Below are 21283 nucleotides of genomic sequence, written 5' to 3' on the forward strand. Positions count from 1 at the left end.
GTTGATTCACTGCATTAACATCGTCATGCAACGATTTAGCGACATTTCCCGCCACAATGTTTGGGTATGAAGCAAGTCATGACAGGCATGGGCGTTGACCTAGGGGATCGCGGTTCCCAGTTGATCAGCATGCGGGGATTGGTCCGCGGTTTCGGGCCATGGTTCGACGACGTCCACCTTGGAGTGGGCGAAAGGAGTGAGATGCGGATCATGGGGGAACATTCCCTGATCTCCGTCGCGATGGGCGCGGTATTCGCTTTGGCGATGCTGGTACCCGCGCAGGCGCAGACTGCGGCAGATGCAGCGCTGGATATGGCCAAGATGCTCGACGGGGCAGGGGGCGGCGTGTCGGGCGACGACCTCGTCGCGGCGCTCGAAGATGCGGCGGCGGCCGGCCAGCCCATGGCCATGTGGCAGCTTGGTACCATGTATGAAAATGGCGAAGGCGTCGCCCGGGACCCAGTCAAGGCCTTTGGCTATTTCGCCCAGATTGCCAACCAGCATGCCGATGCCGCGCCCAAGGGCGTGGAATCCGACATCGTCGCGCAGTCCTTCGTCAAGATCGGCGATTATTTCCGGGACGGCTTGCCCGATGCCGGTATCAAGGCTGACGCCGATCGCTCCCATGCTTTGCTCCTCCATGCCGCCACCTATTTTGGCGATGCGGATGCGCAGTATCGCGTTGGCCTGTTGTATCTCGATGAAAATGAACTGGGCCTGAACCCTTTGCAAAGCGCCCGCTGGTTTTCGCTGGCCGCCCGCAAGGGCCATGGCGCGGCTCAGGCCCATCTGGGCGATCTGCTGTTCCACGGCGTTGCCGGGCTCGTGCCCCAGCAGGTCGAAGGCTTGATGTGGCTGTCCCTGGCGCAGGCCCGGGTCGCCGGCACGGCCGACGAGGTCTGGGTCAACAAACTGGTCAGCAATGCCATGTCGGTGGCAACGCCCGAGCAGCGCGCCGAAGCCGGTTCACTGGCCGCCAGCGTTGCCCCGCAATTCGCTTCGTTCTGAGCGGCGCTAGAAGGTAAACCAGCCTTCCACGGGCACATGGTCGCTCGGCTTGTCCCAGCCGCGCACATCCTTGTGCACCACCACATCGTCGAGCCGGTCGGCAGCCTGCGGCGACAGCAGCAGGTGATCGATGCGGATGCCGTGGTTGCGCCGCCAGGCGCCGGCTTGGAAATCCCAGAACGTATAGGACGGCTCTGCCGTGACCGCGCGCAGGGCATCGGTGAACCCCAGGTTGACCAGCGTGCGGAACCGCTCAAGGCTTTCAGGCCGGTAAAGCGCGTCGCCCCACCAGTTTTCCGGGTGATGCGCATCGATGGGGGCGGGGATCAGATTATAGTCCCCCAGGATGATGAAGGGCTCTTCGAATTTGAGCCGTTCCTCGGCAAATGCCGTCAGCCGCTCCATCCAGCGCAGCTTGTAGGGGAATTTTTCGCTATCCACCGGATTGCCGTTGGGCAGGTAGATATTGCACACGCGAATGGCCCCTGACGCGACCGAGAACACGCCCTCGATCAGCCGCGCCTGCTCGTCTTCGTCATCGCCCGGCAAGCCGCGCGTCACCTCATCAAAGCGCATCAGCGACAAGATCGCCACGCCATTCCAGCTTTTCTGCCCATGCGTTTCAACATGGTAGCCCAGCGCCTCGATTTCGGCGCGCGGGAAGGCCTCGTCGACGCTCTTGATCTCCTGCAGGCAGACGATGTCGGGCTTTTCCTGCTCCAGCCACTGCAGCAGCAGCTCCAGACGAGCCTTGATGCCATTGATGTTCCAGGTGGCGATGCGCATGCGATGGTCAACTCCTTGCGGGCGCGCGAAAGCTAGTCCGCAACGCCGCGCACCGCAACCGCCCTCAGGTCGGCCAATAGATGGCGTCGCGGATATCGAGGGGAAAAATCCCGTCGCTGCCCTCGAGCCCCGTATTGGTCATGGCCCCGACCGATAGCCCCGCCACCGGATCGATGAACCAGCTATGCCCATAAATCCCGCCCCAGCGCATCGTGCCCACGGCACACGGGCTGTCGGCAGCGATCGGATCAACCAGATACGCCCCGAAATAGCCGAACTGCCAGCCCGGCCCGCTCGCCTGTTCCAGTTGCGGCGTCTGGTTGCCCAGGCCCGCCGCCGTGGTTTCCCCCTTGATCACGCCACCGCCCCCGGTGCGCAGCGCTTCCAGCAGCACCATGAAGTCAGGCGCCGTGCCGGCCATGCCGCTGCCCCCGGAATGATAGGCCTTGGCATCAAAGATCCGCCCGGGCGAGAATGTCGTCAGCGTACCCGCAGGATTGGGCACGCTATGGGGATCGCCCATCAGCACCGGCGGCTCGCCATGCTCGGGATTGTCGGCATAAGCCGCCGCCAGCCGCGGTTCTCCTTGCGGCAGCAGGAACACCGTGTCGCTCATGCCCAGCGGTCCGGTCACATAGCGGGCTACCGCCTCACCCAGCGTCGTTCCCGTGACCCGCGCCACCGCCGCGCCCAACAGATCGGTGGATTGGCCATAAGCCCAGCCCGCTCCGGGCGCAAAGGGCAGCGGCACGCCGGCAAGCAATTCCATGTTCTCGTCCAGGGACAAGTGCCAGCGATTGCCCCCTACGGCCTGCACGGCCGGCCCCGCCAACTCAGTCTCCGACAGCACATATTCGCGCCCGAGCCCCGATGTGTGGGTCAACAGCTGCCGGATCGTGATCTCGGCGCCTTCGCCGCTCGCGAGCTTTGGTCGGAAATAGGGGAGATACCGGCTCACCGACGCCTCAAGCTCGAGCAGCCCGGCATCCACCAGCGCCAGCGCCGTTGTGGCAACGATAGGCTTGGTCAGCGAGGAAAACCGGAACACGGTGTCGAGCGCCATGGGGCGCTCGGCTTCCCGGTCGGCCAGCCCCAGCGCGTTCTCGTAGATGGTTTGTCCACGCTCCTTGGCGATCACCACCGCCCCGACAATGCGATTGTCGCTGATGGCGCGCTTGATCGTGGCGTCGAGGCGTTCGGCTATTGGCACATCGATTCTCCCCCTGAGGAAGAAACGATCACCGCGAAATCAGCTCAATCGCAAGTGCTTAAACGGCAAAGCTCGTGCCACAGCCGCAGGACGCCACGGCATTGGGATTGCGGATCTGGAACGCTTGCCCGATCAAATCGTCCACAAAGTCGATCTCGGCGCCGCCCATGAATTCAAGGCTCATGGCATCGATCAGTACCACCGCATCGCCTTTTTGCAGCACGACGTCGTCGGCCGCGGGCTGTTCTTGCACGAGGTTATACTCGTACTGGAAGCCCGAGCAGCCCCCGCCGGCCACCGAGATACGCAGCACCGTGCCTTGCGGCTCCTTGCTAAGGATGCGCGACACGCGCTTGGCGGCCCGATCGGTGAGCACAACTTCCGGAGCGAGGGCGATAGCTGACATTTGCGATTCCATGCCGTTTTAGGGGGACATAACGGTCAGGCTAAAATAGGAACCTTTGGGCCAATTGGAAAGAGCCCTGCGATCACCGATGAGCGACACCGCGCCCTATGCCTCCAAACCCGAACAATCCCTGGGCCGTCTTTACGGCACGGGGCCCAGTCCAACCCGTTCGGAATTTCAGCGCGACCGCGATCGCATCATCCATTCCACCGCCTTTCGCCGTCTGCAGCACAAGACGCAGGTGTTCCTGCACCATGAGGGCCGCCACTTCCGCAACCGGCTGACTCACACGCTCGAGGTCAGCCAGATGGCCCGCTCCATCGCCCGCGCTCTCAGGCTCGATGAAGACCTCGCCGAAGCCGTCGCCCTGTCCCATGATCTGGGCCATACCCCTTTCGGTCATGCCGGCGAGCGGGTGCTGCAGGGCAAGATGGCGCCCTGGGGCGGGTTCGACCACAACATCCAGGCGCTTCGCGTCGTGACCCGGCTCGAAAACCGCTATGCTGAGCATGACGGGCTCAATCTCACCTGGGAATCCCTTGAGGGCATCCTCAAGCACAACGGCCCCCTCATCAATGCCGATGGCACTCCCTTTGGCAAATACGCGCTCGAAGGCCTGCCCGCTGGCCTCGATGATCTGCCCGCCAGCGCCGATCTGCGCCTGTCCACCTTCGCCTCGCTCGAAGCTCAGGCGGCAGCCGTCGCTGACGACATCGCCTACAACGCCCACGACATCGACGATGCCCTGCGCGCCGGCCCCTTAACCCTCGATGCCCTCGCGCCCGTTCCCCTGGTCGGCCCCATGGTCGCCGAAGTGCGCGCCCGCTATCCCGAGGTAAGCCCCAAGCGCCAGGCCCATGAAGTGCAGCGCCGCCTCATCACCTCCAGCATCGAGGATGTTATCGCCGCATCCTCCGCCAATATCGCCACCGCGGGGATCGAGACCGCCGAGGATGTGCGCCAGGCCGGCACGACCCTTGTCCACTTCTCCCGAGCCATGGCGACGCAGGTGCAGGGCCTCAAGCAGTTCCTCTTCGAGCAGGTTTATCGTCACCCCAGCGTCATGGCGCCAGTGCGCCAAAGCCAGGACGTAGTCGCGGCCCTCTTTGATCATTATCTCGCCACCCGGGATCTTCCCGAGCGCTGGGGCACTCTCGCCGCCGCCGCGCCGACTCAGGCCGATCTCGCCCGCGTCACGGCCGACTTCATCGCCGGGATGACCGACCCCTATGCCCTCGATGAATATGCCCGGCTGTTTGACGCTCGCCCGGAATTCCGTTAACCCGGCCCTATATTCCCTGTCAGGTTGAATCATGGACGTTTTCGCGCTCTTTGCCGCACGAGTGGCCGATGCTTTGGCATCGCTCTATCCCGATCTTGCCCCCGAGCTGCTGGCGCGCATCGTCGTGGAGCCGCCGCGCGATCCCGCCCATGGCGATCTCTCCACCAATGCCGCCATGATCGTGGCCAAGCCGCTGGGCAAGAATCCGCGTGAAGTGGCCAATGCCATCGTCGAGCACTTCCAGGCCGATACCGACGTCAACTCGGTTGAAGTGGCCGGCCCCGGCTTCATAAATTTTCGGCTCGCCCCCGCCATCTGGTTCCAGATGCTGCGCTCGGTCGCCGAGCTCGGCCCCGATTTCGGCCGCTCGACCCTGGGCAAGGGCGAAAAGGTCAATATCGAATATGTCTCGGCCAACCCCACCGGCCCCATGCATGTGGGCCACACCCGGGGCGCGGTCTTTGGCGACACCTTGGCCTCGCTCATGGCCTATTCGGGCTTTGAGGTGACGCGCGAATATTACATCAATGACGCCGGCAGCCAGATCAACACGCTCGCCAGCTCCACCCTCCTGCGCTATCGCGAGGCCCTGGGCGAAACCATTGAGATCCCCTCAGGCTTCTACCCGGGTGATTACCTGGTCCCCGTAGGGCAGGCCCTGGCCGCCGAGTTCGGCCCCAAGCTGCTCGCCATGCCCGAAGCCGAAGCCCTCGCACTGGTCAAGGATCGCGTCCTTGTCGCCATGCTCGAACTAATCCAGGGCGATCTGGCCAAGCTCAACATCCACCACGACGTGTTCTTTTCCGAAAAAACGCTGCACGGGCAGGGCGGGGACATCGACACCACCCTCGAATGGCTGCGCGAGCAGGGCATGGTCTATCAGGGCCGGCTCGAAGCGCCCAAGGGCAAGACCCCCGAGGATTGGGAAGACCGCGAGCAAACCCTGTTCCGCGCCACCGACTGGGGCGACGACGTGGATCGTGCGCTCGTCAAGTCGGACGGCAGCTACACCTATTTCGCCGCCGACATCGCCTATCACCGCAACAAATATCTGCGCGGCTTCAAACACATGGTCAATGTGCTGGGCGCCGACCACTCCGGCTATGTCAAGCGCCTCCAGGCCGCCGTCAAGGCCGTGTCCGGCGGCGCCGCCGATATGGACGTCAAGATCTGCCAACTCGTGCGGCTGATGAAGAACGGCGAGCCGTTCAAGATGAGCAAGCGCTCGGGCGATCTCGTCACCCTTGCCGATGTGGTGGAGGAAGTGGGCGCCGACGCCGTGCGCTTCATGCTCCTGTTCCGGCGCAACGATGCGGCCATGGATTTCGACTTTGCGCTGGTCAAGGAGCAGACCCGCGACAATCCGGTGTTCTATGTCCAATACGCCCATGCGCGCACCTTCTCGGTGTTCCGCACCGCTGCGCGCGACCTGCCAGAAATGGATGTGTCACCGGCAGCGCTCGCGACTGCCCAGCTTGATCGCCTCGATTCTGCGGCCGATCTCGAACTGATCCGCGCCCTTGCGGCCTGGCCGCGCTCTGTTGCCGCAGCCGCAGTCGCCCACGAGCCGCACCGCGTTGCCTTCTACCTGCACGAGTTGGCCGCGGCCTTCCACGGCTTTTGGGCCAAGGGCAATGAAGATGCGCGCTTACGCTTTGTTAACGCTGAAGATCCAATGCTGTCATTGGCGCGGCTCGCGCTTGTTGATGCCGTTCGTCAGGTGCTTGGCAACGGCTTGGCGATCCTGGGCGTGTCTGCGCCCGAGGAGCTTTCATAATTCGGGCGTAATACTATGTTGTCTCGCCGCCAATAGCCGAGCTTCGGCTATTGCAGGAACCTAGAGGGCGCTGCTCCAATAACGACAGCGAAACCGCAGCCAATGGGTGCACAGTCCACATCCCCTGATGATCTGATCGCTGAACTCGCGCGTCTCATGGCCGAAGATGCCACGCCGACCCAGCCCAGCCCTCCACCCGCTCCGCCTGCGCCCGCACCGGCTGCGTCGGCTGCTGGCGTGCGCGTGCCGGGCGCCCATGCGCCTGAGTCGAGCCAGCCTGTGCCGGCGGCGCCAGCCGCTCCGGCATCGCCGTCGCGCTATGATTTCGGCCGCTTCACCCCGGCCCCAGCACCGCGCGCCGAGCCCGCACCCGATCAGTTCCGCCTTGAGCCACGGCCGCTGGCCACCGCACCCACGCACCCAGAGCCGGTGGAGCCGACTGCACCCCCGCAGCCCGCCGCAGCCGAGCCGGCCCCGCGCCACGACCCCTTTGATTTTGACTTCGGCTTTGGCACCCCCGCGGCACCGGCTCAGCCAGCAGCGTCGGCGCCGGTCGCTGCCTCCACTTCTCCCGCTGCTGATCCCGTGCCGACGCCCGAGCACGATTCCATTGGCGATCTGATCGCCGCCGAACTGTTTGGCGAAACCCGCGACGAACCTTCGCGCGGGGAAGCGCCCGACGTGGTGATGCCGGGCACCCAGTCCCGCGTCGAGCCCGAAACCGGCCGCGAGCCTGGCCAGCCACAATCGGGCGCCCGCATCGAGCCCTCCATGGGTGCGACGCGGCCAACGCCTTCGGCCCCGCCGCCACCCGCTTCGCAATGGGCCGCGCCGCCCGTGAATATGTCGCGCACTCCGGAGCCCGCGCCGGCACCCGTGAGCCCGCCACCACGTGAGCCCGAATTGCCATCCGCTGCCGCAGCGCCGGTGCGGGGTACGCCCCAGTCCGGCGCCTCGGGTGATCCTATCAGGGACATCGAAGATCTGATCGGGCGCGCTGCCCGCGTGGATATGGAGACTCCGCCCCCTCGGCCCGCGCCCGCGACACCGCAGCGCAGCCTTGCGACCCCCACTTTGCCGCCTCAGCCCACGGGCAAGCGCGTCGTCTCTGGCGCCGACGAGGCCATCCTGGCCGCTGCCGCCGCCACGGGTGCGGAAGTGGGTTGGGTGGATGATCCCGAACCGGTTGAGCCCGCGCCTCGTGGCCGCCGCGTCAAGGCCGAGCGGGCACCCAAGCCCGAACGTGCGCCCAAGCCGCCGCGCGTGCGCCGCGTCAAGCCCGACCGCGCGGACAGGGCCCCGCGCTCCTTTGGCTGGAGCCGCGCCCTTGTTGGTCCCGGCGTCGCGCTGGTTCTGCTCCTGCTGGCCGGTGGCGGCCTTTACTGGGTGCTCGGCAATAACGGCGACAGCGGTCCTGCGCCGCTGCTCACCGCTGACGCCACCCCCGTCAAGGAAGAGCCCCCTCCGGTCGATGAATCCGCAGCCCCCCAGCAATCGGTGATCTTCAACGAGATCGATGGCGTCGTGCCCGGCGCCGAAGAACAGCTGGTGTCGCGCGACCAGGCCGATGTCAACGAAGTCACCCAGGTGCCGCCCCCGGCAGCTGCGCCCGAGCCTGAAGGCGTGGTCAATCGCAAGGTCCGTACCGTTACGGTTCGTCCGGACGGCACCATTGTCAGCGGTGACAACAGTGTCGCAGGCAGCGCCATGCTGCCGGTGGACCGCCCCAATGTCCCGGAAGTTCCGGGCGCCAATCCCGCCGAGCCGAGCCTGCTGGGCAGCCTTGGCGCCGATCCCGCGCCCGGCCTCGCTCCTCCGCCGGGCGGCGCTGCTCCTGCAACGCCTGCCGCCCCTCCCGAGGCGCAAGTCCCCGCGGGGCCACCGGTCACCCCCGTTGTGCCTGGCTCCACGGTTCCCGCTGTTGACGTCAGCGGTGCGCCCATCCCGGGCAAGACCGCGCCAGTGCCGCTCAATCGTCCCGCTTTCACCGCCCGGCCCACCGCTGCAGCGCCAGCTGCTGCGGCGGGCGGCACCAACCTCGCGCCGCCACCGGCCGCAACTTCGCCGGTCAATGCGCTGGTTGACCCCGCACCGGCGCCGCAGGCTGCCGCTCAGCCCCCGGCTGCGCAAACCGTGATCGAGGCCAGCGCTGCAACGCCCCTCAGCAACGCGCCGGCTTATGTGCAGCTCTCGTCGCAGCGCACCGAGGAAGCCGCCCGCCAAAGCGCCTTGCAGATCGCCAACCAGTACGGCCCGCTGTTCAAGGGGGCCAATCTGGAAGTGCAGCGCGTCGATCTGGGCGAACGGGGCATCTTCTATCGCGTTCGCGTCCCGGCCAACTCCACCGCCGATGCCAACCAGCTCTGCTCCAGCCTGAAATCGGCCGGCGGCGATTGCTTCACGCTTTAGTCGTGCGTATCGCCTTGCTGCGGGCCGGCTCCGCTTGACCTTGATCGGCTGAGGCGCCAGCTTGCGCGCCCAGCCACCCGCAGAACCTTTTATGAGCAGCAGCATCGCCACCGATTGGCTCGACCCCAAGCCCGACCACGGGCCGGTGCTGCATGTCGATCTGGACGGCTACGAGGGTCCCCTCGATCTGCTGCTGGATCTGGCCCGCCGCCAGAAGGTCGACCTTGCGGCCATTTCCGTGCTGCAACTGGCCGACCAATATCTCGCCTTTGTGGAAGATCAGCGCGAACAGCGCATCGAACTCGCCGCCGATTACCTCGTGATGGCCGCTTGGCTCGCCTATCTCAAGAGCCGCTTGATGTTGCCCGCCGCGCCCGCCGACGAGGCGCCCAGTGGCGCCGAAATGGCTGCCCGACTGCAATGGCGGCTGCGTCGCCTCGAAGCCATGCGCCAGGCCGCTACTCGCCTGCGCGATCGGCCGCGCCTCGGCATTGCGGTGCATCCCCGCGGCGATCCAGAGCCCGTCGAGATCGCCCGCCACACCCGCTGGGACACGAGCTTGCTTGATCTGCTCAAGGCCTACGCCACCCAGCGCGAGCGCGTCCATCCGCCCGCTTATTCCCCCCGCATCCGCGTCGTCTGGTCGCTCCAGGATGCGCGCGACCGGCTGCGCATTCTTGTGGGCGAAACCGGCGATTGGGTCAGCCTCGACGCCTGCCTTTCCGCCTATATCGATGATCCCGCCGAGCGGGTCACCGCCCGCGCCTCGAGCTTTGCCTCGAGCTTGGAACTGGTGCGCCAGGGCGAAATCGAGCTGCGCCAAAAGGAAACCTTTGGCCCGCTGATGCTCCGCCGCCGGAGCGGGGAGGGCGCTTGACCAACCACGATCCTCTCGCGCCCGATCAGGCGCTGCGCATCCTCGAAGCGCTGCTCTTCGCCTCGGCTGAGCCGCTGACGGCGGCCCAGCTGGGCGCGCATCTGCCCCAAGGCGCCAATGTCGAGGCCGCAATCGATCAGCTTGCCCGCCATTATGCCGGCCGCGGCGTCAATCTCGTCCGCCGTGGTGACGCCTACGCCTTTCGCACCGCGCCCGACTTGTCCTTCCTGCTCCGCGCCGAGCAGGAGGAGAGCCGCACCCTGTCGCGCGCCGCGCTCGAAACCCTTGCGATCATCGCCTATCATCAGCCCGCCACCCGCGCCGAGATCGAGGAGATCCGCGGCGTCGCCGTCGGCAAGGGCACCATGGATATCCTCCTCGAAACCGGCTGGATCCGCCTGCGCGGCCGCCGCCGGGTTCCCGGTCGCCCCGTGACCTATGGCACCACACCAGCCTTTCTCGACCAGTTCGGGCTGGAAAGCCTCGCCGATCTACCTGGCATTGAAGACCTCAAGGGGGCAGGGCTGCTGGTTTCGCGCCCGCCAACTTCGCTGCGCCTGCCCTTTGATGGCCCGCTGCACGAGGATGAAGATCCGCTGCAAGACCTCGATTCTGCTGAGCAATAGTCGCGTGCGGCATTACGGGGTGTGCAATCAGCAACACGTTCTTGTGTTTGCCCGCGATTAAACCTATTTCTCGCTATATCTGTCAGGCTATCGCGATGGACGTAGTTCAAGGGAGATTGATATGCACGCGCCAGGAATTTGGGGCATCCTCGTTGTGGCCGTTGTGGTCATCCTGTTGTTTGGCCGTGGCAAGATTTCCGGCATGATGGGTGAAGTCGCCAGCGGCATCAAAGCCTTCCAGAAAGGCATGCGCGACGACGATGACAAGCCGGTCAACCGGGTCACCACCACCGCCGATATCGAAGCCCGCGAAGCCGAAAAGACCCGCGAGCTCTAAGGTCCCGGTCATCGGGTCCGTTAAGACGACGCGTTCGTAGGCAAGGATACTTATATGCTCGGCTTGGGCTGGACAGAGATGCTGGTCATCGGGGTCGTGGCGTTGATCGTCATTGGCCCCAAGGACCTGCCCGTAGTGATGCAGCGCGTCGGCAAGATCGTCGGCCAGATCCGTCGCATGGGCAACGAGTTCCAGCGCGAGATCAACAAGACGACGGGGCTCGACGAGGTGCGGAATTTGCGCAACTCCATCACCGCGCCGCTTAAAAAGACCAGCGAAGAAATCCGGCGTGAGTTCAACGCCATGACCCCGACCGGGCCCAAGCCCAGCGGGATCATCAAGCCTGCCGATCCGGCGGCCGAAAGCGTGGTCGACGAGATACGCGCTGCCGCTGGCATCCAAACGCCCGCCGCCGAGGCGACTGCTTCGGCGCCCGCTCCGCTCCCTCCCGCTCAGATTGTTGAGGCGCCTGTGCAAGCCACCCCAGCCCCTACCGCGCCGGTCACCACCACCGAACTCGCGCCCCTCAATGCTCCGGCCACGCCCAAGACGCGCAAGCCGCGCACCAATAAGGCGGCATCTGAGGGCGAAGTGCCCGATGCTCTGCCCACCGAGCCTGCCGATTCGCCGGCGGCCCCAACGCCCCGCCAGCCGCGCAAGCGCTCCAAGAAACCGAGCGAAACCGAACAAGTGCCCGCGCTTCCCGGCGAGCCTGCCGATAGCCCGGCAGCTCCAACGCCGCTTGAGAACACCTGACTATGGCCGACGAAAAGCTCAAGATCGAAGGCACGGCGCCCGAGCCTGAAGACGAGCTGGCGGGTAGCGAAGCCCCGCTGCTCGAGCATCTGGTCGAGCTGAGAAAGCGCCTGATCTATTCGGCGATCGCCGTGGTCGCCCTGATGATGCTGTGCTTTGTTTTCGCCGGCAACATCTTCGATGTGCTGCTCGGACCCTATCGCTCGATCTATTCCGATCCGGGCGATCTGGAGCTGATCTATACCGCGCCCCAGGAATTCTTCTTCACCCAGCTCAACCTCGCCCTGTTTGGTGCCATTTTCCTGGGCTTCCCGTTTATCGCCAGCCAGATCTACATGTTCGTGGCGCCCGGCCTCTACAAGCATGAGCGCCGCGCCTTTATCCCTTACCTCATTGCCACGCCCATCTTCTTCATTCTGGGCGCTTGCATGGTGTATTTCGTCGTCCTGCCCATGGCGCTGCACTTCTTTGCGGGCATGCAGACCGATGAGATCCGCATGCTCACCAGCGTCTCCGAATATCTCGGCCTAGCCATGACGCTGATCCTGGCTTTCGGCGTTTGCTTCCAGCTGCCCGTGGTGTTGACGCTCCTGGCTCAGATCGATCTGGTCCATGTCGACATGCTCAAGAAGGGCCGCCGCTACGCCATTGTCGGCATCCTGATCTTTGCCGCCTTCATCACCCCGCCAGATCCGATTTCCCAGATCGGTCTTGCCGTGCCCATGTACCTGCTCTACGAGCTTTCGATCATGTCAGTGCGCATGATCGAGCGGCGCCGCGCTGCGGCCGAAGCGGCTCGGGCGAGCGGACTCTCGTCCTGATCGCCGGCAACTGACCGACCCGCTTGGGGCCTGCCTGCCGCATCTGCTGGCGGCTGGCCCCCGCGTCCCGAAACCCTTGAAGAGGTGGGGTGCAGCCCCTCTAGCCATGTTCGATATCAAATGGATCCGCGCCAATCCCGAAGCCTTTGATGCTGGCATGTCGCGCCGCAAGGGCGTGCCTGTGCGCGCGGCCGATCTCTTGGCCATTGATGATCGCCGCCGCGACATCATCTCCCGCCTCAATGACGCGCAGGAAAAGCGCAACACCCTGTCCAAGCAGATCGGCCAGGCCAAGGCACAAAAGGACGAAGCCAAGGCCGCCGCGCTGATGGCCGAGGTCGCCGGCCTCAAGGAGTTCATCCCTCAGGGCGAAGCCGAAGAGCGCGCCGTTGAGCTTGAGCTTCGCAACGCTCTGTCGGTGCTGCCCAACCTCGTCTTCGAGGATGTGCCCGATGGGACCGACGAAACCGGCAATGTCGAATATTTCGGCCGCAACGGCACGGCCGAAACCGCCGCGCAGGTGCGTGCGCCAAAGCCGAGCCTGAGCTTTGCCCCCAAGGAGCATTTTGAGCTCGGCGAAGCCATGGGCGCCATGGACTTTGAAACTGCCGCCAAGCTCTCGGGCAGCCGCTTTGTTGTCCTCAAGGGTCAGCTGGCCCGCCTGGAACGCGCCCTCGGCCAGTTCATGCTCGATCTGCACACCACCGAGCATGGCTACCTCGAAGTGCAGCCGCCCTTGCTGGTGAAGGACGAGGCGCTGTTTGGCACCAACCAGCTCCCCAAATTCGAGGAAGACCTGTTCTTCACCCCGCATGGCGACAGCCGGCTCGCCCTGATCCCCACCGCCGAAGTGCCGCTCACCAATCTCGTGCGCGAAGCGATCCTCAGCGAGGAAGAACTGCCCCTGCGCTTCACCGCGCTCACCCCGTGCTTCCGCTCCGAAGCGGGCTCGGCGGGTCGCGACACCCGTGGCATGCTGCGCCAGCACCAGTTCAACAAGGTCGAGCTCGTTTCGATCACCACGCCCGAAACTTCGGTCGATGAGCACGAGCGCATGCTGGGCTGTGCCGAAGCCGTGCTGCAGCGCCTCGGCCTGCATTACCGCGTCATGAACCTGTGCACCGGCGATATCGGCTTTGGCGCCAAGCGCACCTATGACCTCGAGGTCTGGCTGCCCGGCCAGAACACCTATCGCGAAATCTCCTCGGTTTCGGTCTGCGGCGATTTCCAGGCCCGCCGCATGGATGCCCGTTATCGTCCCGCCGGCGAAAAGCAGGCGCCGCGCTTCGTTCATACCCTCAATGGGTCGGGCACGGCCGTGGGCCGCTGTCTTATTGCCGTCATGGAAAACTATCAGCAGGAAGATGGCACCATTGCCATTCCCGCTGTGCTCCAGCCCTATATGGGCGGCCTCACCACGATCGGACGCCCATAATGGCCTTGCGCATCCTCATCACCAATGACGACGGTGTGGATGCGCCGGGCATCGAAGTGATGACCGCCATCGCCCGCGAACTGAGCGACGATGTCTGGATCGTCGCGCCCGATGGCAACCAGAGCGGGGCAGGGCACCGCTTTACGCTCGGGCGCGAACTCAGCATCGACGAGCGCGGGCCCCGCCGCTTTGCCGTGGTCGGCGGCTCGCCCGCCGATTGTGTCGTGGCCGGCATGACCCACCTCCTGGGCGATCACCCTGCCGACCTCGTTCTTTCCGGCGTCAATGCCGGCCAGAACCTGGGGGACATCATCAATTGCTCCGGCACCGCTGGGGGTGCGCGCGAAGGCGCGCTTCAGGGGGCTGTAGGCATCGCCATGAGCCAGGCCATCAATTACGAGCAGGGCCACGCCATCGATTGGTCCAATGCCCGGCGCTATGGCGCCGCTGCCGCCCGGGCAATTCTCGCTGCGTCCCCGCCGCGCGATATCTATTACAACGTCAACTTTCCCACCTGCGCCCCCGGTGCGGTCAGCGGCCTCGCCGTGGTGCGCCATCAGCGCTTTTCGCGCTCGCCCTTCCGCTATTACGCCAGCGACAATCCCGGCAAGTTCTTCGTCGCCATTCCCGAAACCCCCATGCCCTTGGATCCAGCCGCCGATTTCGAGCAGCTGCGCCAAGGCCATGCGGTCACCGTAACCCCACTAGGCCTGCAGCAAACTGACACCGCCGAATTGTTGCGCATCGCCGGAACGCTGACGCTGGCCCAAGGCTGAGCGGCCTTTCCGCGCCTTAACCTTACCGAACACAAGACCCGTTCGGATTTTATGCAAATCGCGACGGCTTTAAACTCGTCTTTACCTTACCGGCCTAGATTCAAACTCGTGTTGAGTAGCCGCGTACGGATGAGAATAATGAGTACACGCGTATCCCGCCGGGCCTTAAAGAATGCCGTCGCGATCGGAGGCCTTGTGGTCGGTGCGGTTGCGCTTTCTGGCTGTTCGAGCCTGGGTAGTCGCAGCTTTGGTGACTCGACGGTCACCAGTTCTGTGGGCCAGTCCTCGCCGGCTTCGCTCAACCAGCCCATGCCATCGAGCTTGGGCGCGTCCACCCGGGTTGCCGAAGGCTCGTTCGTGCCCCCCGCTAATGTTAGCGGCGGTGGCGGCGGCTGGAATTCGCCTCCCTCAGGCTACCCACAACCGATGACCGCAATGGCGCCGGTTGCGCCGACGGGCTCGATGCCGTCCGTGCAGTCCCAAGACCTTCCAGTACTGAGTTCACAGTCTTCAATGGGAACACAACCCGCCATGCAAGCCCAGACCAGCCTTGCCCCCGTCGCTCCCCTTCCTCCCGCCGTTGCCATGGGCGCTCCGCCGTCCAACCTTGCAGCCCAGCGGCCTCAGATGGCTGCCACTCCGGCCCCAACGGCTCCCGCCGCCAGTGCCAATGGCGCCTACACCCACACCATTGCCAGCGGCGAGTCGCTCTACACCATCGCCCGTCGCTATGACGTGACCACCCAGGCCCTGGTGCAGGCCAATGGCCTGTCCTCGCCCGACAAGATCGTTGTGGGCCAGGCCGTGATCATTCCGGGCCGCTCGGATCTGGCCAAGCCAGCCGCTCCAGTGACCCAGCTGGCCAGCGCTGCACCGACTGCCGCGCCTGCCGCCACCACCATCGCCACTCTGCCCACGACGCCGACCCCAACCGCTGCGGCACCCGCCGCTCCGAGCCAGCCCGCGGCGGCACCGGCAGCGCCCACCAAGACGGCCACGGCTCCGGCGCCCGCCGCCGAGCCGGCCATGTCGGGCAATGACAAGTTCCGCTGGCCCGTCACCGGTCGCGTTCTCACTGATTTTGCCTCGTCCAAGGGCACGGGCATCAATATCGAGGCCTCCGAAGGCAGCGCTGTCGCCGCCGCCGAAAATGGCACCGTCATTTATGTCGGCTCGGGCGTCGAGGGTTATGGCAATCTGATCCTGATCCGCCACCCCAACGGCTATGTCTCGGCCTATGCGCACCTCAAGTCGATGAGCGTTGCCAAGGGTGCCGTGGTCAATCGCGGCGACACCATCGGTGCCGCCGGCATGTCGGGCTCGGTGTCCAAGCCCCAGCTCCACTTCGAGCTGCGCAAGGGCGCAACCCCGGTCGACCCGATGCCGCTGCTCGCCAGCTAGGCATCGCCTGACATCTTTGGAGACTGCTTGAAGGGCAGGGCGGTTTATACCGCCTTGCCCATTTCTCCGGCCAGCGTCCGCACCAGCTGGATCGCCACGCGACCCGACCGTGCCCCGCGCGTCGCCGACCACTCGATTGCCCGCGCCCGCAACGTTTCCTCGTCGATGTCGAGCCCGTAATGCTCGGCATAGGTCTTGACCATGAGGAGGAACGTGGGCTGGTCGCAATTGTGAAACCCGAGCCATAGCCCGAATCGATCCGACAGGGACACCTTCTCCTCCACCGCTTCCCCTGGCGTGATCGCGGTGGCGCGCTCGTTCTCGATCATGTCGCGCGGCATCAGGTGGCGCCGGTTCGAGGTGGCATAGAACAGCACATTGTCCGGCCGCCCCTCGAGCCCGCCATCCAGAATGGTCTTGAGCGACTTGTAGGAGGTTTCCCCGCTGTCAAAGCTGAGGTCATCGCAAAAGACGATGAACCGCCCCTCGGCATTGGCGATCCGCCGCATCAGCACCGGCAGCGATTCCAAATCCTCGCGGGCAATCTCGATCAGCACCAGCCGCAGGAAGCCCTCATCGGTTCGCTCGACAATGTCGGCGTGAATGGCCTTGACCAGCGAACTCTTGCCCATGCCCCGCGCGCCCCAGAGCAGCGCATTATTGGCCCCATGCCCGCGCGCAAACTGCTCGGTATTGCGCAGCAGGATATCCTGCACCGCATCGATTCCCTTGAGCATGGCCAGCGGCACCCGGCTTACCCGCGGCACCGGCATCAACTGCCCGGCAGCACCGTCCCAGTGGAATGCCGAATCGCTCGCCAACACCGCCGCCTGGTCGACGCCTGCATCCTTTGGCTGTAAGGCTTGGGCGATCCGGGCGAGGGACTGGGCGATCTCGGCGAGATAGTCTTGGCTGGTCAACGGGGCTTCCTTTGTTGTTGCCGCGGCAATGTGTGACTCCCGGATTGCCTTTGCAATGGAAGGGGGCCGCGGGTATACTCCGCGCGATTTTGATCCGGGCGCAAGTGCTGCAGCCTAGATTTGCGTCCAGTCGCGCCCTACATGCCAATCGGCTAGGCGCCCGTTCTCCAGCAAAGCCAAAAAAGAAAACCTAAAGGAGCTCGCCGATGTTTGTTACGCCCGCTTTTGCCCAGGCGGCAGGCGCCCCCGTCGCCGGTGGTGGAATTCAGGACATCATCATCCAGATGATGCCCATTCTGCTGCTCGTGGTGATCTTCTGGCTGCTGATCTTCCGCCCCCAGCAGAAGCGCCTCAAGGCGCAGCGCGAAATGCTCTCGGCGATCCGTCGTGGCGATACCGTTGTGACCACTGGCGGCATCATCGGCAAGGTCACCAAGGCCGTTGACGGCGAGGACCTCGAAGTCGAGATCGCCCAGGGCGTCAAGGTCAAGCTGGTGCGCGGCATGGTTGCCGATGTTCGCACCAAGGCCGAGCCCGTCAACGACAACAAGCCTGTCGTCTAAGCAGGATCATGCCGGGGCTCTGCCCCGGTTTTTTCGTCTCTAGGACACCTGATGCAGTTCTCGCCCGTTCGTACCGCTATCATCGTCATTGTTGCCCTGATGGGCATTCTCTTTGCCGTGCCGAGCTTCTTGCCGGACAATGTGAGGGAGAACTGGCCCGGCTGGCTGCCGAAGCAGACCGTGGTGCTGGGGCTTGATCTGCAGGGCGGTTCGCACCTGCTGCTCCAGGTCAACGAACAAGGCATCGTGTCCGAACGGCTGCAAAGCCTGCGCCGTGATGTGCGTAACGTCTTGGCCAACCAGAACGGCATCGGCAATCTCATCACCACCGATGCCGCCAACAACAGCCTCGTCATCGAGCTGACTGACCCCAGCCAGCTCGAAGCGGCGCGTACGGCCCTCCAGGGCCTGCAGAACACCGTCAGCAATTCCATGTTCGCGGCCGGCGGCGTCAACGAACTGGCCTTTGGCGAAACCCCCGATGGCAAGCTCACCGTTTCACTGACCCGCGAAGGCATCGCCGAGCGCACCTCTTCGCTCGTGTCCCAGTCCATCGAAGTCATTCGCAACCGCATCGACGAGCTTGGCACCACCGAGCCCTCCATCCAGCGCCAGGGCACCAATCGCGTTCTTGTCCAGGTTCCTGGCTTCGGCGATAGCGAGCGCCTCAAGAACCTCATATCCCAGACCGCGCGCCTGACCTTCCACATGGTCTATCCCGGCCTGACTGCTGCCCAGGCGGAAGCCCAGGGCCTACCCGCCGGCACCATGATCCTGCCCAGCCAGGATGGCGGCGCCGAGCTGATCTTTGAGGACGTGGCTCTTGGCGGCGAGTCGCTCGTTGATGCCCAGCCCAGCTACGACCAGCAGCGGGGCATTCCGGTCGTTTCCTTCCGCTTCGACACCAACGGCGCCCTGACCTTTGGCCAGATCACCTCGGCCAATGTCGGCCAGCGCTTTGCCATCGTGCTCGACGAGCAGGTCATCACCGCTCCGGTGATCCAGCAGCCGATCACCGGCGGCACCGGCCAGATCTCGGGCAGCTTCACCACCCAGAGCGCGAGCGATCTTGCCGTGCTGCTGCGCGCCGGCGCCTTGCCCGCCTCGCTCGATGTGGTCGAAGAGCGCACCGTTGACGCCAGCCTTGGCGCCGACTCCATCCGCTCGGGCCTCACCGCTGGTATTGTCGCCGCCGTCCTCGTGATCACTTTCATGGTGATCGCCTATGGGCTGTTCGGGGTCTTCGCCAACATCTCGCTGATCCTCAACATCGTCCTGATCTTTGGTGCCCTGTCCATGCTCGGCGCCACGCTGACGCTGCCCGGCATCGCCGGCATCGTGCTGACCATCGGCATGGCCGTGGACGCCAACGTGCTTATCTACGAGCGCATGCGCGAAGAAATGAAAGCGGGTAAAACCCCGCTGCAGGCCATCAATGCCGGCTTCGAGCGCGCCTGGGGCACCATCGTTGACTCGCACCTGACCCAGCTCGTTGCCGCCGTGGTGCTCTATTTCCTCGGCTCGGGTCCCGTGCAGGGCTTTGCGGTTACCCTCGCGCTCGGCATCGTGACCTCGCTCTTTACCTCCTACACGGTCACGCTGTACTTCGTGCGGCTGTGGTACAACTGGCGTCGCCCCAAGACCCTCAAGATCCAGCACTTCCGCTTCATTCCGGACGGCACCAAGATCCAGTTCATGAAGATCTCGCGCTATGTGATCGCCTTCTCGCTGGTCGCTTCGGTGCTGTCGCTGGGCTCGGCCTATTTCAAGGGCTTCAATCTCGGCATCGACTTCGTGGGCGGCACCGCGATCGAAATCCAGCATGTCGGCGGCCCCGCCGATGTTGGGCAGGTGCGCGAGCTGCTTGAGGGCCTAGGCCTCGGCGAAGTGCAGGTGCAGGGCTTTGGCACGCCCGAGGACGTGCTGGTGCGCGTCCAGGCCCAGGAAGGCGGCCAGGATGCCGATCAGGTCGCGGTCCAGAAGGTCGTCGACGCTCTCGCCACCGAGAACTACGAAGTGCGCCGCACCGAAGCGGTGAGCGGCACCGTCTCGAGCGAATTGGCCTGGAAGGGCACGATCGCCGTGATCATCGCGCTCGTGGCCATCCTGTTCTATCTCTGGTTCCGCTTCGAATGGCAGTTCGCCATGGCCGCGGTCACGACCACCACGCACGACATCATCATGACCATCGGTCTGTTCTCCATTACCGGATTGGAGTTCAATCTGACCTCCATCGCGGCGGTGTTGACCCTGGTGGGTCTGTCGCTCAATGAAACCGTGGTGATCTCGGACCGGGTCCGCGAGAACATGCGCAAGTACAAGAGCATGCCCATGCCCGAACTGATTGATCTGTCGATCAACCAGACCATCGTGCGCACCTCGCTCACCCAGTTCACCGTGTTCCTGGCGCTCATTCCACTGGTGCTGTTTGGCGGGGAAGTGATCCGCTCCTTCACCATCGCCATGACCTTCGGTTCGCTGGTGGGCATGTATTCTTCGATCATCGTTGCCGGCCCGATCCTGATCAATTTCGGCCTCAAGTCCCGGGCTGAGCGCACCGATCTGGCCGAAAAGAAGCCCGTCGACGAGCCGGCTGTCTGAGGCCATGTCGGAGGAAGGGCGCGGCAGCGGCTTTTACCCGCAACAGGTCGGCATTGATGCCTATGGCAAAGGCGGGTTCCGTTTTGCCGACCTGTCCCATCGCGGCTCGCTCCTCTGCCTGCCCACGGGCATGCACGCCTGGGACGTCACCGAGCCCGGTGACATCACGCTCGAAAGCCTCGCTCCGGTTTTTGCCGCGGCCGACGCCATCGATGTTCTGCTGATCGGGCTCGGCTTTGACATTTTCGGGCTACCCCGCGGCATCCGCGAAGCGCTGCGCGAGTGCAACATCATCGTCGAAGCCATCGCCACTGGTGGCGCCGTGCGCACCTATAATGTTCTGCTGGCCGAGCAACGCGCCGTTGGCGCCGCGCTGCTGGCCGTCGACCGGGTCCGGTGATGGCACAGGCCCAGGCGACTGGCAGCAATCAAAGCTTCAGGCATGCCGCCACGAGCCTGCGCGAACTCGACCGCGGCCGTTATCTCTCGACCTTGGTGCTGGGCGAGCACCGGGACCCCGTCACCGCGCTTTATGCCTTCAGCGCCGAAGTCGCCGCCATTCGTGAGCGCGTCTCCAATCCCGCGCCCGGCGAAATTCGCCTCCAGTGGTGGAATGACGCTCTGAGCGGAGAAGGGCACGGCGAGCTGCGGCAGAACCCGGTAGCCGACGCGTTGCTCCAAACTGTGGAGCGCTACGCCATTCCCGCCGGCACCCTGCAGCGCCTGCTGGGGGCGCGGCGCTTCGATCTCTATGACGATCCCATGCCCGATCTGGAAAGCTTCGAGGGTTATGCCGGCGAAACCGCCTCGACCCTGTACCAGCTCGCGGCGATGGTCCTCAACAACGGCCAGCTCGTCGAGCCCGGTGACGCCGCCGGTCATCTCGGCGTCGCGCACGCCCTGATCGGCCACCGCCGCGCCTTTGGTGTCCTCGCCCGGCAAGGGCGCATCATGCTGCCCTGGACCATCTTTGCCGCCAACGGTGTGCGCGAAAGCGAGATCTTTACCGGCACCGAAAGCGAAGGCCTCGCCGCCGCCCTTGGCCAGATCGCCGAACTCGCCGCCGACCACCTCGCCAAGGCCGAGGCCGCCATCGCCGCGTTGCCCGGCAATCTGCGCCCCGCCTTCGCCCCGCTCACCACGCTGCGCGCCCAGCTCGAGCGCATCAACAGCTCAGGGGAGGGCCTCTTCGCCATTCCCCCTGACTTGCCCGACTGGCAGAAAATCGCCCGCCTCTCCTGGTGGACCTTTCGCAACCGCTAGGCGTCCCTGCGGCCGGGCGGACTTCCGAG

At 64.7% G+C, this 21283-nt stretch carries 20 protein-coding genes; 16 read left to right on the forward strand and 4 right to left on the reverse strand.

What is annotated here, in order from left to right:
- The first annotated feature begins 210 nt into the window (after positions 1-210).
- Positions 211-1008 carry a tetratricopeptide repeat protein gene (locus ELX51_RS05620; protein ID WP_164854771.1) on the forward strand — a complete coding sequence of 266 codons (798 nt, stop codon included), beginning with the start codon at positions 211-213 and terminating at the stop codon, positions 1006-1008.
- A gap of 6 nt (positions 1009-1014) precedes the next feature.
- Here the strand turns inward: ELX51_RS05620 and xth are convergent, their stop codons facing one another.
- The 3 genes from xth to ELX51_RS05635 all read right to left on the reverse strand — a co-directional run bounded on the left by xth (position 1015) and on the right by ELX51_RS05635 (position 3410).
- Positions 1015-1794, reverse strand: coding sequence for an exodeoxyribonuclease III (gene xth / locus ELX51_RS05625; RefSeq protein ID WP_127752600.1), 780 nt, complete (start codon positions 1792-1794; stop codon positions 1015-1017).
- Positions 1795-1858: 64 nt separating this feature from the next.
- Positions 1859-3004 carry a serine hydrolase domain-containing protein gene (locus ELX51_RS05630; RefSeq protein ID WP_127752601.1) on the reverse strand — a complete coding sequence of 382 codons (1146 nt, stop codon included), beginning with the start codon at positions 3002-3004 and terminating at the stop codon, positions 1859-1861.
- Between the two features lie 58 nt (positions 3005-3062).
- Entirely contained in the window at positions 3063-3410 is a 348-nt protein-coding gene (locus ELX51_RS05635) for an iron-sulfur cluster assembly accessory protein (RefSeq protein WP_127752602.1), read from the reverse strand.
- Between the two features lie 88 nt (positions 3411-3498).
- Between ELX51_RS05635 and ELX51_RS05640 the strand changes: the two genes are divergently transcribed.
- The 11 genes from ELX51_RS05640 (at position 3499) to ELX51_RS19975 (ending at position 15907) form a co-directional block, all read left to right on the forward strand.
- Positions 3499-4692, forward strand: coding sequence for a deoxyguanosinetriphosphate triphosphohydrolase (locus ELX51_RS05640; protein ID WP_127752603.1), 1194 nt, complete (start codon positions 3499-3501; stop codon positions 4690-4692).
- A gap of 31 nt (positions 4693-4723) precedes the next feature.
- Entirely contained in the window at positions 4724-6469 is a 1746-nt protein-coding gene (argS, locus tag ELX51_RS05645; RefSeq protein WP_127752604.1) for an arginine--tRNA ligase, read from the forward strand.
- Positions 6470-6571: 102 nt separating this feature from the next.
- Entirely contained in the window at positions 6572-8878 is a 2307-nt protein-coding gene (locus ELX51_RS05650) for an SPOR domain-containing protein (protein ID WP_127752605.1), read from the forward strand.
- 91 nt (positions 8879-8969) lie between these two features.
- Positions 8970-9755 carry a ScpA family protein gene (locus ELX51_RS05655; protein WP_127752606.1) on the forward strand — a complete coding sequence of 262 codons (786 nt, stop codon included), beginning with the start codon at positions 8970-8972 and terminating at the stop codon, positions 9753-9755.
- On the forward strand, positions 9752-10381 hold the full coding sequence (gene scpB / locus ELX51_RS05660) for an SMC-Scp complex subunit ScpB (RefSeq protein WP_127752607.1): 630 nt from the start codon (positions 9752-9754) through the stop codon (positions 10379-10381). Before ELX51_RS05655 ends, scpB begins: the two co-directional genes overlap by 4 nt.
- 121 nt (positions 10382-10502) lie before the next feature.
- Positions 10503-10718, forward strand: a complete 216-nt coding sequence (tatA, locus tag ELX51_RS05665; RefSeq protein ID WP_127752608.1) for a twin-arginine translocase TatA/TatE family subunit — start codon at positions 10503-10505, stop codon at positions 10716-10718.
- Positions 10719-10772: 54 nt separating this feature from the next.
- Positions 10773-11474: a Sec-independent protein translocase protein TatB gene (gene tatB, locus ELX51_RS05670; protein ID WP_127752609.1), complete on the forward strand. Its 702-nt coding sequence runs from the start codon at positions 10773-10775 to the stop codon at positions 11472-11474.
- 2 nt (positions 11475-11476) lie between these two features.
- Positions 11477-12295 carry a twin-arginine translocase subunit TatC gene (tatC, locus tag ELX51_RS05675; protein WP_127752610.1) on the forward strand — a complete coding sequence of 273 codons (819 nt, stop codon included), beginning with the start codon at positions 11477-11479 and terminating at the stop codon, positions 12293-12295.
- A 106-nt stretch (positions 12296-12401) separates the two neighbouring features.
- A complete protein-coding gene (serS, locus tag ELX51_RS05680) occupies positions 12402-13730 on the forward strand; it encodes a serine--tRNA ligase (protein ID WP_127752611.1) in 1329 nt (442 codons plus the stop codon).
- Positions 13730-14506: a 5'/3'-nucleotidase SurE gene (gene surE, locus ELX51_RS05685; protein ID WP_127752612.1), complete on the forward strand. Its 777-nt coding sequence runs from the start codon at positions 13730-13732 to the stop codon at positions 14504-14506. Before serS ends, surE begins: the two co-directional genes overlap by 1 nt.
- 627 nt (positions 14507-15133) lie before the next feature.
- Entirely contained in the window at positions 15134-15907 is a 774-nt protein-coding gene (locus ELX51_RS19975; protein ID WP_164854772.1) for a M23 family metallopeptidase, read from the forward strand.
- A 44-nt stretch (positions 15908-15951) separates the two neighbouring features.
- Here the strand turns inward: ELX51_RS19975 and ELX51_RS05695 are convergent, their stop codons facing one another.
- Positions 15952-16827 carry an ATP-binding protein gene (locus ELX51_RS05695; RefSeq protein WP_127752614.1) on the reverse strand — a complete coding sequence of 292 codons (876 nt, stop codon included), beginning with the start codon at positions 16825-16827 and terminating at the stop codon, positions 15952-15954.
- 206 nt (positions 16828-17033) lie between these two features.
- On the opposite strand from ELX51_RS05695, the gene yajC reads away from it, so the two are divergent.
- From yajC to ELX51_RS05715, 4 genes are read left to right on the forward strand one after another with little or no spacing between them, the layout of a single operon-like run.
- The gene (gene yajC / locus ELX51_RS05700; RefSeq protein ID WP_127752615.1) at positions 17034-17390 is read left to right on the forward strand and encodes a preprotein translocase subunit YajC; all 357 of its coding nucleotides are present in this window, start codon (positions 17034-17036) and stop codon (positions 17388-17390) included.
- 51 nt (positions 17391-17441) lie between these two features.
- Positions 17442-19991, forward strand: coding sequence for a protein translocase subunit SecD (secD, locus tag ELX51_RS05705; protein ID WP_127752616.1), 2550 nt, complete (start codon positions 17442-17444; stop codon positions 19989-19991).
- A gap of 4 nt (positions 19992-19995) precedes the next feature.
- Positions 19996-20391 carry an MTH938/NDUFAF3 family protein gene (locus ELX51_RS05710; protein WP_127752617.1) on the forward strand — a complete coding sequence of 132 codons (396 nt, stop codon included), beginning with the start codon at positions 19996-19998 and terminating at the stop codon, positions 20389-20391.
- Complete coding sequence (locus ELX51_RS05715; RefSeq protein ID WP_127752618.1) at positions 20391-21254, forward strand: squalene/phytoene synthase family protein; 864 nt, start codon at positions 20391-20393, stop codon at positions 21252-21254. The genes ELX51_RS05710 and ELX51_RS05715 overlap by 1 nt, the downstream gene beginning before the upstream one ends.
- The last annotated feature ends 29 nt before the right edge of the window (positions 21255-21283 follow it).

Origin of the sequence: Devosia sp. 1566 (assembly GCF_004005995.1) — a bacterium.
GTDB lineage: Bacteria > Pseudomonadota > Alphaproteobacteria > Rhizobiales > Devosiaceae > Devosia.

Coding starts and splice junctions, on each gene's coding strand:
- ELX51_RS05620 (WP_164854771.1), top strand. CDS start 211: ATGGGGGAACATTCCCTGATCTCCGTCGCGATGGGCGCGGTATTCGCT.
- xth (WP_127752600.1), bottom strand. CDS start 1,794: ATGCGCATCGCCACCTGGAACATCAATGGCATCAAGGCTCGTCTGGAG.
- ELX51_RS05635 (WP_127752602.1), bottom strand. CDS start 3,410: ATGTCAGCTATCGCCCTCGCTCCGGAAGTTGTGCTCACCGATCGGGCC.
- ELX51_RS05640 (WP_127752603.1), top strand. CDS start 3,499: ATGAGCGACACCGCGCCCTATGCCTCCAAACCCGAACAATCCCTGGGC.
- argS (WP_127752604.1), top strand. CDS start 4,724: ATGGACGTTTTCGCGCTCTTTGCCGCACGAGTGGCCGATGCTTTGGCA.
- ELX51_RS05650 (WP_127752605.1), top strand. CDS start 6,572: ATGGGTGCACAGTCCACATCCCCTGATGATCTGATCGCTGAACTCGCG.
- ELX51_RS05655 (WP_127752606.1), top strand. CDS start 8,970: ATGAGCAGCAGCATCGCCACCGATTGGCTCGACCCCAAGCCCGACCAC.
- tatA (WP_127752608.1), top strand. CDS start 10,503: ATGCACGCGCCAGGAATTTGGGGCATCCTCGTTGTGGCCGTTGTGGTC.
- tatB (WP_127752609.1), top strand. CDS start 10,773: ATGCTCGGCTTGGGCTGGACAGAGATGCTGGTCATCGGGGTCGTGGCG.
- tatC (WP_127752610.1), top strand. CDS start 11,477: ATGGCCGACGAAAAGCTCAAGATCGAAGGCACGGCGCCCGAGCCTGAA.
- serS (WP_127752611.1), top strand. CDS start 12,402: ATGTTCGATATCAAATGGATCCGCGCCAATCCCGAAGCCTTTGATGCT.
- surE (WP_127752612.1), top strand. CDS start 13,730: ATGGCCTTGCGCATCCTCATCACCAATGACGACGGTGTGGATGCGCCG.
- ELX51_RS19975 (WP_164854772.1), top strand. CDS start 15,134: ATGGCTGCCACTCCGGCCCCAACGGCTCCCGCCGCCAGTGCCAATGGC.
- yajC (WP_127752615.1), top strand. CDS start 17,034: ATGTTTGTTACGCCCGCTTTTGCCCAGGCGGCAGGCGCCCCCGTCGCC.
- secD (WP_127752616.1), top strand. CDS start 17,442: ATGCAGTTCTCGCCCGTTCGTACCGCTATCATCGTCATTGTTGCCCTG.
- ELX51_RS05710 (WP_127752617.1), top strand. CDS start 19,996: ATGTCGGAGGAAGGGCGCGGCAGCGGCTTTTACCCGCAACAGGTCGGC.
- ELX51_RS05715 (WP_127752618.1), top strand. CDS start 20,391: ATGGCACAGGCCCAGGCGACTGGCAGCAATCAAAGCTTCAGGCATGCC.